16 protein-coding genes are annotated in these 14906 nt (G+C 61.9%); 8 read left to right on the top strand and 8 right to left on the bottom strand.

Going from position 1 to position 14906, the window contains the following annotated elements:
* Nucleotides 1-30 precede the first annotated feature (30 nt).
* Nucleotides 31-807 carry a DUF3108 domain-containing protein gene (locus LPJGGPFB_RS29615; RefSeq protein WP_173423524.1) on the bottom strand — a complete coding sequence of 259 codons (777 nt, stop codon included), beginning with the start codon at nucleotides 805-807 and terminating at the stop codon, nucleotides 31-33.
* Between the two features lie 390 nt (nucleotides 808-1197).
* Here LPJGGPFB_RS29615 and rpmB point away from each other — a divergent pair, with 390 nt between their 5' ends.
* A complete protein-coding gene (rpmB, locus tag LPJGGPFB_RS29620) occupies nucleotides 1198-1494 on the top strand; it encodes a 50S ribosomal protein L28 (protein WP_025424653.1) in 297 nt (98 codons plus the stop codon).
* A 150-nt stretch (nucleotides 1495-1644) separates the two neighbouring features.
* The gene (locus LPJGGPFB_RS29625; RefSeq protein ID WP_173423525.1) at nucleotides 1645-2283 is read left to right on the top strand and encodes a VUT family protein; all 639 of its coding nucleotides are present in this window, start codon (nucleotides 1645-1647) and stop codon (nucleotides 2281-2283) included.
* A gap of 47 nt (nucleotides 2284-2330) precedes the next feature.
* Here LPJGGPFB_RS29625 and LPJGGPFB_RS29630 read toward each other — a convergent pair whose 3' ends face one another.
* From LPJGGPFB_RS29630 to LPJGGPFB_RS29645, 4 genes are all read right to left on the bottom strand, one after another.
* Nucleotides 2331-3323 carry an esterase-like activity of phytase family protein gene (locus tag LPJGGPFB_RS29630; protein WP_173423526.1) on the bottom strand — a complete coding sequence of 331 codons (993 nt, stop codon included), beginning with the start codon at nucleotides 3321-3323 and terminating at the stop codon, nucleotides 2331-2333.
* Nucleotides 3324-3428: 105 nt separating this feature from the next.
* Entirely contained in the window at nucleotides 3429-5324 is a 1896-nt protein-coding gene (gene cobT, locus LPJGGPFB_RS29635; protein WP_173423527.1) for a cobaltochelatase subunit CobT, read from the bottom strand.
* Between the two features lie 105 nt (nucleotides 5325-5429).
* Nucleotides 5430-6425: a cobaltochelatase subunit CobS gene (cobS, locus tag LPJGGPFB_RS29640; RefSeq protein WP_077501023.1), complete on the bottom strand. Its 996-nt coding sequence runs from the start codon at nucleotides 6423-6425 to the stop codon at nucleotides 5430-5432.
* 73 nt (nucleotides 6426-6498) lie between these two features.
* Nucleotides 6499-7134, bottom strand: coding sequence for a J domain-containing protein (locus LPJGGPFB_RS29645; protein ID WP_173423798.1), 636 nt, complete (start codon nucleotides 7132-7134; stop codon nucleotides 6499-6501).
* Between the two features lie 143 nt (nucleotides 7135-7277).
* Between LPJGGPFB_RS29645 and LPJGGPFB_RS29650 the strand changes: the two genes are divergently transcribed.
* Nucleotides 7278-7559, top strand: coding sequence for a BolA family protein (locus LPJGGPFB_RS29650; RefSeq protein WP_025424659.1), 282 nt, complete (start codon nucleotides 7278-7280; stop codon nucleotides 7557-7559).
* 3 nt (nucleotides 7560-7562) lie between these two features.
* On the opposite strand, the gene LPJGGPFB_RS29655 is transcribed toward LPJGGPFB_RS29650, so the two are convergent.
* Genes LPJGGPFB_RS29655 through LPJGGPFB_RS29665 form a run of 3 tightly spaced genes read right to left on the bottom strand, consistent with a single transcriptional unit; the run spans nucleotide 7563 to nucleotide 10583 of the window.
* Nucleotides 7563-8870, bottom strand: a complete 1308-nt coding sequence (locus tag LPJGGPFB_RS29655; protein WP_173423528.1) for an HlyC/CorC family transporter — start codon at nucleotides 8868-8870, stop codon at nucleotides 7563-7565.
* A complete protein-coding gene (gene aroB, locus LPJGGPFB_RS29660; protein ID WP_173423529.1) occupies nucleotides 8867-10000 on the bottom strand; it encodes a 3-dehydroquinate synthase in 1134 nt (377 codons plus the stop codon). Before aroB ends, LPJGGPFB_RS29655 begins: the two co-directional genes overlap by 4 nt.
* On the bottom strand, nucleotides 9993-10583 hold the full coding sequence (locus LPJGGPFB_RS29665) for a shikimate kinase (protein ID WP_173423530.1): 591 nt from the start codon (nucleotides 10581-10583) through the stop codon (nucleotides 9993-9995). The genes aroB and LPJGGPFB_RS29665 overlap by 8 nt, the downstream gene beginning before the upstream one ends.
* A gap of 241 nt (nucleotides 10584-10824) precedes the next feature.
* On the opposite strand from LPJGGPFB_RS29665, the gene LPJGGPFB_RS29670 reads away from it, so the two are divergent.
* The 5 genes from LPJGGPFB_RS29670 (at nucleotide 10825) to LPJGGPFB_RS29690 (ending at nucleotide 14845) form a co-directional block, all read left to right on the top strand.
* Nucleotides 10825-10974, top strand: coding sequence for a hypothetical protein (locus LPJGGPFB_RS29670; RefSeq protein ID WP_139353876.1), 150 nt, complete (start codon nucleotides 10825-10827; stop codon nucleotides 10972-10974).
* Entirely contained in the window at nucleotides 10971-11933 is a 963-nt protein-coding gene (xerD, locus tag LPJGGPFB_RS29675; RefSeq protein WP_173423531.1) for a site-specific tyrosine recombinase XerD, read from the top strand. Before LPJGGPFB_RS29670 ends, xerD begins: the two co-directional genes overlap by 4 nt.
* Before the next feature lie 64 nt (nucleotides 11934-11997).
* Nucleotides 11998-12951 carry an acetyl-CoA carboxylase carboxyltransferase subunit alpha gene (locus LPJGGPFB_RS29680; RefSeq protein ID WP_173423532.1) on the top strand — a complete coding sequence of 318 codons (954 nt, stop codon included), beginning with the start codon at nucleotides 11998-12000 and terminating at the stop codon, nucleotides 12949-12951.
* 212 nt (nucleotides 12952-13163) lie between these two features.
* Nucleotides 13164-14609, top strand: coding sequence for a L,D-transpeptidase family protein (locus LPJGGPFB_RS29685; protein ID WP_173423533.1), 1446 nt, complete (start codon nucleotides 13164-13166; stop codon nucleotides 14607-14609).
* Nucleotides 14609-14845: a sulfurtransferase TusA family protein gene (locus LPJGGPFB_RS29690; protein ID WP_173423534.1), complete on the top strand. Its 237-nt coding sequence runs from the start codon at nucleotides 14609-14611 to the stop codon at nucleotides 14843-14845. Before LPJGGPFB_RS29685 ends, LPJGGPFB_RS29690 begins: the two co-directional genes overlap by 1 nt.
* Nucleotides 14846-14906 lie beyond the last annotated feature (61 nt).

Consider the following 14906-nt stretch of genomic DNA (forward strand, 5'->3'; position numbering starts at 1 on the left):
TTAGTGCCCGGTCGCCACCGACTGGTGGTTTCAACCGCCGAATCGCGTGGCCGAAACCGTCACCGGACCAAGCTTGGTCGGTATGCGAACATAGACCGGCGCATAGACATCGACGGCGTCCGACTTGGCAAACCAGATTTCCATGGTCTGCAGACGCTTGAGATACTCGACGTCCTCGCGCCCCTTCTTGTAGCCCGCCCTTGGAACGAAGCGGATGCCGCAGACGATCGCCTCGCCGTCGAAGCCCTTGGTCTTGAACGGCCTGGTTCCTTTCGCCGACAGCTTGATGTCGAGACGCGATTCGCCATCGAAGATCGGCAGCGTGTTGGGGCAGACGCGGGCCTTACCCGGAATGATCAGGCCGGACAGCGGGTCGAGCACGTTGCGCATGTCGCGAGAGGTCACCGGCACCCAGTTCTTCGGTAGCGGCGTGCGCTTCGGTGTCATGCTGGCATGCACGACGTTGCCGTTGGCATAGGTGACATTGATCGCCCGGCCCTTCTTGCCGCTGCGATAGGACATCGAATATTCGTTTGCGCGCAGATGGTCGCGGCCGATGACGCCCGAAACACGGGTCTGGCCCGATGTCCGACTGAAGATGTCGACGAGACCGGCCGAATGCAGTGTTCCTGAAATGGTGTAGCGATTCTTTTCAAGGGCCGTATGGAATGACGCTCTCGCAAGCGGCAATCCGGCAAGCGAAATGCTGTAATCGGTCTGATGCTCGATATCCGCAGCAAGCGATGCTGTGGAAAACAATGCCGCCGACAAAAGCGCTACCGCGCGAGAACCGATGCGCAACTTCATACCCTAAGAGATCCATCACTCGAATGTCGTCGCAATGCCTTGGAATGCAGGTCGTTTGCGGCTTTTCTACGCCTTTTCCGGGAGATCCGGCCGCCGGGGCCAAAGCCGCGCCAAGGACTTCTTCTGCATCCACAGGACAACAGATAGCGCATCACGAATGGGCTTGGAATGGCCATCGCGAAGCATTAGTGTGGCCGCTATCAAGCCTGCCTGATGCAGAAACAGCCGCAAGAAACCGCGGTTTTCCGAGAATGCAAGAGGTTTGGCTTGACGGGCGGGCTGTCTCTGACTATAGAACCGCAACTTTCCAATAATGGCCAACAGGAACGCGGCCTGGGCTCTGGGCCCGCTACCGCATCGTCCGGCGGCGATAAAGAGAATAGGTGTACCATGTCCCGTAGTTGCGAATTGACCGGCAAGGGCGTCCAGTCGGGCAACAATGTCAGCCACGCCAACAACAAGACCAAGCGCAAGTTCCTTCCGAACCTGTGCAACGTCACGCTGATTTCCGATGCTCTCGGCCAGCGCTTCCGTCTGCGCGTTTCCGCAGCCGCTCTTCGCTCGGTTGAACACCGTGGCGGCCTCGACGCTTTCCTCGTGAAGGCTGACGAGAACGAGCTGAGCATGCGCGCTCGCCTGCTGCGCCGTCAGATCGTCAAGAAGAACGCTGAAGCTGCCGCCGCTTAATCGGCGTTAGCGTCTGTCTTCGACACGACTTTAAAAAGGCTTGCGGGTTTATCCGGCAAGCCTTTTTCTCGTGTGTAATTTGCAGATTTCATCGGCCAGGCGTCCAAGCCTGGCTTCCGCGCAACTGGTGGCATCTCCCAGGATAAAAAAATGCTTATCAACCGCACGTTCTTTGTCTACGTCGCACTCATGACCCTGGTGGTCGTTGCGTCGAACTTCCTCGTTCAGTACCCGCTGCCAGGCTCGATCGCCGGCATGCAGCTCGGCGATCTCCTGACCTGGGGCGCCTTCAGCTATCCCTTCGCCTTCCTCGTCACCGACCTGACCAACCGCCATTTCGGCCCGCGCATTGCGCGTCGTGTCGTCGTCGTCGGCTTCCTCGTGGCGATCGTCCTTTCCTTCTTCGCCGCCACGCCGCGCATCGCGATTGCCTCCGGCTCCGCTTTCCTGTTCGGCCAGCTGCTGGATATCTCGGTGTTCAACCGGCTCCGCCGCCAGAGCTGGTGGCAGGCGCCGCTGGCGGGCTCGCTGATCGGCTCGGCGCTCGACACGGCGATGTTCTTCTCCTTCGCCTTCGCGCCGTTCTTCGTGTTCTTCGGACCGAACGACAGCTTTGCCTTGGAGACGGCGCCCCTGCTCGGCATTCTTGCCACAGAGGCCCCGCGCTGGATCTCCTGGGCGCTCGGCGACCTCTCGGTGAAGATCCTCTGCGGCATCGTGATGTTGCTGCCCTATGGCGCGCTGATGAGCGTGATCAAGCCCATGCCTGCGGGCAAGGCCGCGGCCTGATCCATCTCAGACAGCTGAATTGACGACGGGGCCGATTGGCCCCGTTTTCATTTGATCAGCCGGAATTCCAGCATGAGATTGCGCTCGAGGATCGAGTGGTTGTCGTCGGAAACGACGATGACCCTGATATCACCGTCAGGGCCAGCGACCACGTCGAGGCCCTCCATATTGTCGATCTGATAGCCCATGTCGGCTTCGAGAATGACGTCGCCGTCGACCACGGCGCCTGGCCGGATGGTGGCACCGGGAATGCGGCGGATGCGCATGCCGAGCCCGGAGGCGAAGTTGAACCGCCGCTCCAGGAGCAGGAGATCGCCATCGGGCAGGAAAGCGCCGTCGGTGACGGCGTAGGGTTCTGTGCGAACAACTGCGAAGGCGCCCTTCATCGGCCCGTCGAGAATGCCGGCCAGCAGATTGTCCGCCTTGTCGACGCTGCGCTCCGACACCGTGACGGCAGCGCCGCCGAGCGGACTGTCAGCCGGTGAAACGGCCACGGTTTCGAGCCCGCCATTGCTGCGCAGTTCGGTTGCCGGAAACGGCAACGGCACGCTGCCGACTGGCCCCGAAACGGAAAACCCGGGGTCCGGGTAGATATCGATGCGGTGGGACTGCTCGTAGCTGACGATCACTTCGCCTTCGCGTAGCGCCAGACCTTCCGAATCCACCTTCCACTTTTCCAGCCCGACCGCGCCGCTCCTGTCGGCCATCGGCGTCGCCGTCAGGTCCGTCAGGCCGGAAAGCTTGCCGGCGGCGTCGCGGGTCACGGCCCCTTCGAGCCAATGACCAGTATCCATGACTGCAACAAAAGAGGCTCCATCCGGACGGAAGCGGATCGCCGAGACGGCGCCGAACAGCGCATTGGACGACGTCATCTCCAGGCCGCCGATGAACTCCAGCTGGCCAAACCGCGTCTGGCTGGAACCAACCTTGAAAGCATCGATCTGCCGACTGCGGATCGGCAGCGTCTCGCTGTCACTGGCAGCCATAGCCGGACAGGCCGACGCCAGCAGGCAAAGAACGAGGAGGCCGCGACCAAGCATATGAGGATGTTCCTTCGGCGGGCAGGAAAGGCAGGGAGGGAACGACAAGCGTGCCGCCGTCTTCTGGGATGAACGGGGCGGCTACAAGTCGCCCCGGTTAAGCGATTATCCTGCGCGGCGAGCTCGCCCGGGACGGCGGCGCATGCTTTCGTCTTCGAACAGATCGGCAAGCTGCTCGGTCATCGCGCCGGCCAGCTCGTCGGCATCGACGATCGTCACGGCCCGGCGATAGTAGCGCGTCACGTCGTGACCGATGCCGATCGCCAGGAGTTCGACCGGCGAGCGCGTCTCGATCTGCTCGATGACGGCGCGCAGATGCCGCTCGAGATAGTTGCCCGGGTTGACCGACAGCGTCGAGTCGTCGACCGGCGCGCCATCCGAAATCATCATCAGGATGCGGCGTTGTTCGCGCCGCGCCATCAGCCGCTCATGCGCCCAGATCAGCGCCTCGCCGTCGATGTTCTCCTTGAGCAGTCCCTCGCGCATCATCAGCCCGAGATTGCGGCGCGCACGCCGCCATGGCGCATCGGCCGACTTGTAGATGATGTGGCGCAGGTCGTTGAGGCGGCCCGGCGACTGCGGCTTGCCGCCAGCCAGCCACTTCTCGCGCGATTGCCCACCCTTCCACGCCTTGGTGGTAAAGCCGAGGATCTCGACCTTGACGCCGCAACGCTCGAGCGTGCGCGCCAGAATGTCGGCACAGGTCGCCGCAACCGTGATCGGCCGGCCCCGCATGGATCCGGAATTGTCGATCAGGAGGGTCACGACCGTATCGCGGAAATTGGTGTCCTTCTCGCGCTTGAACGACAGCGGCTGCATCGGGTCGATGACGATGCGCTGCAGGCGGGCGCTGTCGAGATAGCCCTCCTCCAGGTCGAACTCCCACGAGCGGTTCTGCTGCGCCATCAGGCGGCGTTGCAGGCGGTTGGCCAGCCGCCCGACCGCGCCCTGGAGGTGCGACAGCTGCTTGTCGAGGAAGGCGCGCAGGCGGTCGAGTTCCGCCTCGTCGCACAGTTCTTCGGAAGCGATGGTCTCGTCGAATTCACGGGTGAAGACGGTGTAGTCGACCTTTTCGTTGAAGTCGGCAAAGGGCTGGTTCGGGCGCTTGACCTCGCCTGGTGTCTCGCTGTCCTCGTCGCCCTCGTCCTGCAGGTCGTCGTCGGAAATCTCCGCGCCGTCCATCTCGCCTTCTTCCATCTGCTCTTCGGCAGCCTGGTTCTCGTCGGCAGGAGCGGCGTCGTCGCCGGCTTCCTCGTCGCTGGCGCTCTCGTCCTGCTCCTGGCTGCGCGGCTGATCCTCGTCGGTCTCGCTTTCCTGCTCGTCCGGCTCGATGTCATCGTCACCGTATTTCTCGGCCACATCCATCGATGTCAGCATGTCGCGCACGACACGGGCGAAGGCCTGCTGGTCGTTGAGCGTCGACGACAGGTTCTTGATGTCTCCGGCGGCCTTCTCCTCGATGAAGTCGCGCCAGAGATCGAGCACCTTGCCGGCGGATGCCGGCGGCTTCTCACCGGTCAGCTTTTCACGCACCAGAAGCGCAACGGCCTCGCCGAGCGGTGCATCCGCCTGCTTGCTGATCGCGCCGAAATTGGCCTTGGAATATTTCTCTTCGAGCATCGAGCTCAGGTTCTTGGCAACACCTTCCATGCGCAGCGAGCCGATCGCCTCGACACGCGCCTGCTCGACAGCGTCGAAGATCACCCGCGCATCGGCACCCTGCGGCGACATCGTCGCGTGGATGCGCGCATCATGACAGGCCTTCCGCAGCGCCATGCTGTCGCCAAGCCCTCGCGTCACGGCGAGTTCCTGCCGCGTCGGACGCTTCGATATTTCAGGCAGGCGGATGCGCTCACCGGTGATCCCCGGCCGCTCGTTGGCGAAGGCCACCTCCACCTCGGCATCGCCAGCAATCGATCGGATGCAGCCGGAAAGCGCCCGCTTGAACGGTTCGGCGGCATTTTCACGCGTGGTCGGCTTTGCCTTGGAGTTCGAGCTCACGACAGTTCCTTCTTCAGCCAGAGGCGATGATACCCCGGCGGGATATCATCGAGTTTGCCACAAAGTCACAGGTCGCCTTCCCTGGGGGGGAAGGCGACCCATGGATCAGGCGGTGGCTTCAAGCACGATGTTGGCGGCGCTCTCCTTGAGCTCGACGCCGAAAGCGCGCTGGTAATGCTCGGCGACCAGCGCCCGCTCCAGCTCGTCGCACTTGTTGAGGAAGGTTACGCGGAAGGCGAAGGCGATATCGCCGAAGATGTAAGCGTTCTCGGCCCAGGTAATGACCGTACGCGGGCTCATGACCGTCGAAAGGTCGCCGTTGATGAAGGCGGCGCGGGTAAGATCCGCGACGCGCACCATCTTGGAAACGGTCTCGCGGCCCTTGTCGGCCGTAAAGCCCTTGACCTTGGCAGCGACGATGTCGACTTCCTTGTCATGCGGCAGGTAGTTGAGCGTCGTGACGATCGACCAGCGGTCCATCTGCGCCTGGTTGATCTGCTGCGTGCCGTGGTAGAGGCCGGTGGTGTCGCCGAGGCCGACCGTGTTGGCGGTCGCAAACAGGCGGAACGCCGGGTGCGGGCGAATGACGCGGCTCTGGTCGAGCAGCGTCAGGCGGCCGGAAGATTCCAGCACGCGCTGGATGACGAACATCACGTCCGGACGGCCGGCGTCGTACTCGTCGAAGACGAGCGCGACATTGTGCTGGTAGGCCCAAGGCAGAATGCCGTCCTTGAACTCGGTGACCTGCATGCCGTCCTTGACGACGATCGCATCCTTGCCGACGAGGTCGATACGGCTGACATGGCTGTCGAGGTTGACGCGTACGCACGGCCAATTCAGGCGCGCTGCGACCTGTTCGATGTGGGTGGACTTACCGGTACCGTGATAGCCCGAAACCATCACGCGTCGGTTATGGGCAAAGCCTGCGAGAATGGCGAGCGTGGTTTCGCGGTCGAAGAGGTAGTCAGGGTCAAGGTCCGGCACATAGGCGTCAGCCTTGGAATAGGCGGGAACGCGCAAATCCGTATCAATGCCAAAAACCTCCCGAACCGAGACGGTCGTGTCGGGGAGGTTGGAAATGTCGAGGTCAATCTTGCTCATCATGTCTCCAGAGCGGCCACCGGCGGCACCCGCGCATTCGCCTGCAAAAGTGCTTCTGTAATAATCCGCGTTGTTAGCAGAAACCAGCCTGTTTTAACAATTGGTAGGCCTGAATTACTGCACGAAAACGCTCCTCCGATCCCCTGTCTCCGCCATTGGCATCAGGGTGATGTTTCTTGACCAGCTCCTTGTACGCCGCCTTGATATCGCTGGCGGTCGCCGACGCGCCAAGGCCGAGCGTTTCATAGGCCTTGGCTTCGAGCGTTTTCAGCTTGCGCTGCCGCGGCTCTGGACGACCGGCGCGCGCCTTTGCCTCGCTGACGAAGCCAAAGGGATCGCGCATGCGCGCCTGGGCGCCCGCGGAGCCCGAACGGGTCTGCGATTGGGTCGGACCGTTCTTGGCGTTCTTGTTGACGCCGACGGTCCAGGTCGGGCGATGTCCCGTTATCGCTTCCTTCTGGTAGCGCGCGACCTCGCTATCGGAGAGACCGGAGAAAAAATTGTAACCCTTGTTGTATTCCTTCACATGCTCGAAGCAGAACATGAAGTATTGCCCCTCGGCGTTGCGGCCGACGGGTGCACGATGAACGCCGTTCTTGTCGCAGCCGTCCCATTGACAGGTGGGAGCGGTAGGCTCAGCGCGCGGCTCGACCTTGCGCCGTGTCCGAATGCGATCGAAGTATTTTGAATCGAGTCTCATGGCGCTCATTATGGGGCTTGGCCGGAGCCACAACAAGAATTGACAAACCGGAATGTTGCTGGCTTTGTGCGGGCCTTTTGCGCCGCCGAGGCAGCATCGCCGGACCCGCACGAAACAAGGGCGTCCAGCAACCAAGGAAATGGGACGGAAGAATGTCGCTCAGGGATACGATCGAACAGAAACTGACCGAAGCCTTCCATCCCGAACGGCTGGCCGTGATCAACGAAAGCCACCTGCATGCGGGCCACCAACCGGATTTCGACGGCGGCGGTGAAACCCATATGCGCGTGCGCATCGTTGCCGATGCCTTTGCCGGTATGAGCCGGGTGGCGCGCCACCGCGCCATCAACGACCTCCTGAAGCCCGAACTGGATGCCGGCCTGCACGCGCTGGCCGTCGAGCCGGCGGCACCGGGCGAGCCGACACGCTGGTAGTCGTCAGGCGATCGGCGTCTGGTCGTCTGCCGGGCGGATCCTCAATTTGGTGATCCGATTCTTCACCCGCTTCATCACGATGAAGCGCTTGCCGTGGAAGGTGAAGGCCTGACGTTCCTCCGGAATGCTCTTCGATTCGTGGATCACCAGACCTGCAACCGTCGTCGCTTCCTCGTCCGGCAGCGACCAGTCGAGCGCGCGGTTGAGATCACGGATCGGCACCGAGCCATCGACCACGATCGAGCCGTCCGCCTCCTGGCGAACGCCCTGGATGTCGAGGTCGTGCTCATCGGCGATATCGCCGACGATCTCCTCCAGAATGTCCTCGAGCGTTACCAGTCCCTGAACCTGGCCATATTCGTCAACGACGATGGCAAGGTGCAGCTTGCGACGCAGGAAGGCGTTGAGCTGATCCTTGAGATTGGTCGTGTCGGGAACAAACCACGGCTTTTGTGCGATCTTGACGATATCGAGATTTTCCGGCTCGACATCAGGTTCGGCAAGCGCGCGCAGAAGATCCTTGGAATGCACCACCCCGATGATGTTGTCGGCAGCACCGCGCCACAGCGGCAGCCGCGTGAACGGGCTCTGCAGGATCTCGCGCACACAGATCTCCGGCGGATCGTCGGCATTGATCGCCCGCATGTTGGTACGGTGGATCATGATGTCGGAAATCTCGAGTTCGCCGAGATCGAGCACGCCGCCAAGACGATCCCTGTCGGCCTTGATCACCGACCCCTCACGGTGCAGCAAGTCGACCGCGCCACGCAACTCGTCATGCGCCGATAGCATCGACATCTCGGACGAAAGGTTGACGCCGAAAAGCGAAAGGATGCGGCGCACGATGCCGTTGACGAGGCTCGAAATCGGGCCGGCCACGGCAACGAACAACCGAACCGGAGCAGCCACGGCAAGTGCGAAGCGGTCCGGCGAGGCGATCGCCCAGCTCTTCGGCAGCACTTCGGAAAAGATCACCAGCAGCACCGTCATGACGACGGTGGCGATCGCCACGCCCGAATTGCCGAACAGGCCGATCAGCAGGCTCGTCGTCAGCGACGAGGCGAGAATGTTGACGAGATTGTTGCCGATCAACAGAGCGCCGATCAGCCGGTCGCGCCGCTCGATCAGCCGGTTGACGATACCAGCCCGCTCATCCCCATTGTTTTCGAGCGAATGCATGCGCGAGCGCGAGGCAGCCGTCAACGCTGTTTCGGAGCCGGAAAAGAAGGCGGAAAACAACAAGAGACAGAAGACCGCGAAGATCGACAGCCAGTATTCGCCAAGAAACGCCAGGAACGCTTCGCCACTCATTGCGGACGCTTTTCCCGAAGGAAGCTCAGGACCTCGGAGGCCGGCACGTCGTCGGCGACGAAGGACTGGCCGATGCCGCGGGTCAGGATGAACGTCAGCTTGCCGCCCTTGACCTTCTTGTCCTGGGCAATCGCGTCCATCAGCTTTTCGGCCGGCGGCAGGCTGCCCGGGATTTCGTCCATGCGCGTCGGCAAGCCGACGGCGCGCAAATGCGCTTCCACACGGGTCGCATCGTCGGCGCTCGCAAGGTTCATGCGCGTCGAAAACTGATGCGCCAGCACCATGCCGATCGAAACGCCTTCGCCATGCACCAGACGGGCGCTGTCGTACTCGGTGGCAGCCTCGAGCGCGTGGCCAAAGGTGTGCCCGAGATTGAGCAGCGCGCGCAGGCCGTTTTCGCGCTCGTCCGCCGCCACGACATCGGCCTTGGCCTGGCAGCTGACGGCAATCGCCTCGATGCGAGCCGCACCGCCGGAAAACACCGCCTGCCAGTTTTTTTCCAGCCAGGCGAAGAAGTCCGGCTTGTCGATCAGCCCGTATTTCGCGACTTCGGCGTAGCCGGCGCGGAACTCGCGCTCACTCAGCGTGTCCAGCACATCTGTGTCGGCCAGCACCAGATCCGGTTGATGGAAGACGCCGATCAGGTTCTTGCCGTGCGGCGAATTGATGCCGGTCTTGCCGCCAACCGAGGAATCCACCTGCGCCAGCAATGATGTCGGGATCTGGATGAAACGCGAGCCGCGACGCACGATGCCGGCCGCAAAGCCGGTGAGGTCGCCGATGACGCCGCCGCCAAGGGCGATCACCGCGTCGTTGCGCTCGATCCGGGCGCCGAGGATGGCCTCGCAGGCAGGAATGAGATGCTCGAAGCTCTTGGTCTTTTCGCCGGCGGGCAACACCAGCGACACGGCCTCGATATCTCTCTGCTTGAGGCTTGCCATCAGCGGCTCGAGATAGCGCGGACCGACATTTTCGTCGGTGATAACGGCGACCTTGCGCCCCTTGAGGCGCGACGCAATCTCGTTGCCGGCAGCCGCGATCAGCCCCGGGCCGATCAGGATGTCATAGGAACGATCGCCGAGATCGACACGCACCTTGCGTTCGGCAGCAGGCATCACATGGTTATTCATCGTTGGGCACTTTCCGGAAATCTATGACGGCGGTGAGAACATCCTCCACCATCGTCTCCTTGTTCACATCGCGCGACATCACCGTCAGATCGGCTTCGGCATAGATCGGATAGCGAGCGCGCATCAGGTTTTCGAGCGTCTGTTTGGGGTTCTCGGTCTTCAAGAGCGGTCGGGTGTCGCGCTTGTTGACCCGCTCCCACAGCACGTCGAGTTCCGCATTGAGCCAGATCGTCAGGCCGCCGCGCTTGATCTGGCGCCGTGATCGCTCGTTGATATAGGCGCCGCCGCCGGTCGAAACGACGCGAGGTCCGGTGCGCAGCAGGCGCTTCAAAACGCGCGTTTCCAGCGCCCTGAACTCGTCCTCGCCATAACGGGCAAAGAGATCGCTGATCGTCATGCGTGAGACGCGCTCGATCTCGTGGTCGGAATCGACGAAGGGTATGCCGAGCGCCTGCGCCGTCAGCCGACCGATCGCCGATTTTCCGGCACCCATCAGGCCGATGAAAACGAGATTGCGTTTACCGAGTGCAAGCTTCGCCCGTTCGGCAAGCGTCGCGGAAACCGGTTCGATCACGTCGTTCATTGGACTTCTTGTTCCCCATTCCCTTCCGGTATCGACAAATCGGGGTGGAGCGTCAAGCCGTCGCGGCCCTCCGTGCAAGCTTCTTGAACTTGGCGAAAGGGGCGTTCATATAGATTGGGCATCCGCCAACGGGCCACGTGTCCATCCAGACGCGCAACAGGCTGCCGCAACACATTCAACGGCTGCATGATTTTATACCTGGATTCGCTCCGGTTTAAGCAACCATGCAGAGGAGACTGAAATGCCCACCCTCTTCCGGTTCCTGTTTTTCTGCGGCGTCATCGCCGGGCTGGTCTATGGCACGATGATCGCGCTCGTCACCTTCGTCGAGCCGGTCGAGCGGAATGTGACCGTGAAGATCCCCTCCGAGCGGGTCAACAAGACACAATGAGCGACCTTTCCGCGGCACATGTCGAGGCCTTCCTCGAAATGATGAGCGCCGAACGCGGCGCCGCCGTCAACACGCTGCAATCTTACGAGCGCGACCTGGAAGACGCGTTATCCCACATGCGCAGTCGAGGAACGGGCCTGACGGGTGCGGTGACCGACGATCTCCGGCATTATCTCGCCCATCTCGCCGGCCAGGGTTTCAAGCCCTCTTCACAGGCCCGCCGGCTGTCGGCGCTCCGGCAATTCTACAAATTCCTCTATGCCGAAGGTCTGCGCGGCGACGACCCGACCGGCATTCTCGATGCGCCGAAGAAAGGCAGAAGCCTGCCGAAGACGCTGAGCATTGACGACGTATCGCGACTGATCGGTCAGGCAGAGAGCGAAGCCGCGGCAACGACGGGCGGTCCGGAGCGGCTGTCCAGGCTGCGCATGCATGCGTTGATGGAACTCCTCTACGCCACCGGCATGCGCGTCAGCGAATTGGTGTCGCTGCCTGCAAGCGTGCTTGCCCAGGACGGGCGTTTTCTCGTCATCCGCGGCAAAGGCAATAAGGAGCGGCTTGTGCCCTTGTCGCAGGCAGCAATCCGCGCGATGCGCACGTACGGTTCGGCTCTGGCTGAAGAGTTTGCGAAAGCGGACAAGGGCGAGCGCGAAAGCCCGTGGCTGTTTCCGTCATCGGCAAAGGCAGGGTTTCTTCCCCGCCAGGTCTTTGCCCGGGACCTGAAATCGCTGGCATCGCGCGCCGGCATCCGCGTGGCGACGATCTCGCCGCATGTGCTGCGCCATGCCTTCGCCAGCCACCTGCTTGCCAACGGCGCCGACCTTCGTGCCGTGCAGGAACTGTTGGGTCATTCGGACATTTCCACGACACAAATCTATACACATGTTCTGGAAGAACGGCTGCACGACCTCGTGCAAAACCATCACCCTCTTGCCAAACAGGCGAAAAAACAGGATTAGGACCGCCGGGCAGGCTGGTTTCGGCCGGCAGATCCTTGTCGCAAAACGATCGGAAACGCATCTCATGCACAACTATCTCGATTTCGAAAAACCAATCTCCGACCTCGAAGGCAAGATTCTCGAACTGAAGAAGCTCGCCGGCGAAGACGAGAGTGTGAACACTTCGGATGAGGTCGAACGGCTCGAGACACGGGTCCGCGATGCGATGGCCGAGATCTATTCGAAGCTGACGCCGTGGCAGAAGACCCAGGTCGCCCGCCACCCCTCGCGCCCGCATTTCCTCGATTATTCGGCAGAGCTCTTCACCGAGTTCACACCGCTTGCCGGCGACCGCAACTATGGCAACGACGAGGCCATCCAGGCCGGGCTTGCGCGCTTTCGCGGCATGCCGGTCGCCGTCCTCGGCCAGGAAAAGGGCAGCGATACTAAGTCGCGCATCAAGCACAATTTCGGCAGCCCGCGCCCTGAAGGCTACCGCAAGGCGATCCGCATCATGGAAATGGCCGACCGCTTCGGCCTGCCGCTGATCACGCTGATCGACACCGCCGGTGCCTATCCCGGCGTCGGCGCGGAAGAACGCGGCCAGGCGGAAGCCATCGCCCGTTCGACGGAAATGTGCCTGAACGTGCGCGTCCCGATCGTCACCGTCGTCATCGGCGAAGGCGGCTCCGGCGGCGCGATCGCGATCGCCACCGGCAACCGCGTCTACATGCTCGAGCATGCCATCTACAGCGTCATCTCGCCGGAAGGGGCGGCCTCGATCCTCTGGCGCGATTCGACCCGCGCCAAGGAAGCCGCCAGCAACATGAAGATCACCTCTGAAGATCTGAAGGCGCTGGGTGTGATCGACGGCATCATTCCCGAGCCCGTCGGCGGCGCGCACCGCGATCCGCAGTCGGTCATCGCCCGCACCGGAACGGTGATCGCCGATGCGCTGAAGGAACTGTCCGGACGCAATGGCGACGAACTGCGCACAGATCGCCGACAAAAGTACCTCAATATCGGCCGGAACCTCTGATTCCCGGCGATTGTTCGCCAGAGAATTCGCAACCGCAAATCGGACTGTGGCCAAACCTTGGCCATATTCGTGGCGTCATGAACAACTGTCTGTGCAGGGCGCCCTGCAAGGTTAAGAATTCGTGAAGTATAATGGCTTACTGATTCCCTAAGAGCCCTCCCCGTCGGACGCGGCTCGCACTGACGAGTTTTGGTTTGAACGGGCTTTCGCTGATGCGCTTGAGAAACCTTGTAGCCACCGCCACTGTTGCCGCGCTGCTTGCGGGCTGCACCAACGATGCCCTGGATACGGCGACGGTCGATCTTTCGACCGTCAAGAACAAGACCGAGTACCAGCTTTCCAGCAAGATGGCCGCCAAGATGAGCGAGCTCGGGATGCAAAAGACAGCCCCGATCGCGCTGCGCATCTTCAAGGAAGAAGGCACGCTCGAGGTCTGGAAGGCCAATACCTCCAACCGCTTCCAGTTGCTGAAGAGCTACAAGATCTGTGCCTGGTCGGGCAAGCTCGGCCCGAAGGTGAAGGAAGGCGATCGTCAGGCCCCGGAAGGCTTCTATCCGCTGTTCCCGCAGCAGCTGAACCCCAATTCGAAGTACTACCTGGCGATCAACACCGGCTACCCCAACACCTATGACCGCGCCAACGGCCGGCAGGGTACGCATCTGATGATCCACGGCGCCTGTTCGTCGTCCGGCTGCTACTCGATGACCGACGAGCAGATGATCGAGATTTTCGCGATGGCACGCGACGCCTTCAAGGGCGGGCAGCAGAGCGTCCAGCTGCAGGCGTTCCCCTTCCGCATGACCGCCGAGAACATGGCGCGTCATCGCAACAATCCGAACATCGAATTCTGGAACATGCTGAAGGTCGGCTACGATCAGTTCGAAGTCACCAAGCGTCCTCCGGAAATCAATGTCTGCGAGAAGAAGTACGTCTTCAACCAGCAGGGCAGCGGCGCATTCAATCCGGGCGGAACATGCCCTGCCATGTCGACCCCACCCGCGCTTCAGATGGCCATGTCGACCTTCGAAAAAGGCTACAAGCTCGACTACGACAAGGCCATGAAGAAGTATGACGGCATGGTCTGGTATGAGCCGAGCGAGGCCGAGCGTAAGGCGATCGTCGCCAAGCAGCGCGCCGGCCGCGAGCTTGCCTATGCCCCGACCGGCAACTCGATCGATGCCGGCAAGCTGATGAAGGCGAGCGACCTCGAAAAGAAGCTGGCCGAACAGAAGGAAGCCGAAGAAACCAAGGTTGCTGTCGAGATCCAGAAGAAGGAACTCGAAAAAGCAACCAAGGGCGGCACCCATGTGCCGGTTCCCGCCGCCAATCCTGTACCCCAGCCGGTGCTGCAGGCAGCCGTCGAACAGCCGGCCAAGAACTCCTTCTGGAACCTGTTCTCCAAGAGCGAACCGGCAGAACAGGCGCAGCTCACACAACCACCCCCTGAACTGCAGGCAGCCGTGCAGCCACAGGCGCAACCTGCCGGAGCAGCGGCGAAACAGACCCGCTCAGTCGCAGCCCCGCAGAAGGCACAGCCTGAAGTGACCGCCGTGTCCGCGGCAAATGCCGAAGTCACCGTTGCGCCGACGACCGAAGCGCCGGTCGCCGTAGAAGAGCCGCCGAAGAAGCGGCCGTTCTGGAAGATCTGGGGCAATTGATGCCTGAGGAAGCAAAGACGGTCTACGACCTCAGGGGGCTTAAGTGCCCCCTTCCCGTTTTGAAGGCCCGCAAGCGCATCGCCTCCATGGCCGCAGGCGCGCTGCTCGAGATCGAAACGACCGATCCGATGGCAGTCATCGACATCCCGCATTTCTGCCGGGAAGACGGCCATAGCCTCGAGGCCGCCTCGCCTGCCGACGGCGGTCATCGCTTCCTGATCCGCAAGGGCGGCTGAAGCACACAGCGCCTACGTCTCTCATCCAAGCCGATGGCGTCCGCACGTCAAAGAACAGGGA

It is taken from the genome of Ensifer adhaerens, from assembly GCF_013283195.1.
Classification (GTDB): domain Bacteria; phylum Pseudomonadota; class Alphaproteobacteria; order Rhizobiales; family Rhizobiaceae; genus Ensifer; species Ensifer adhaerens_G.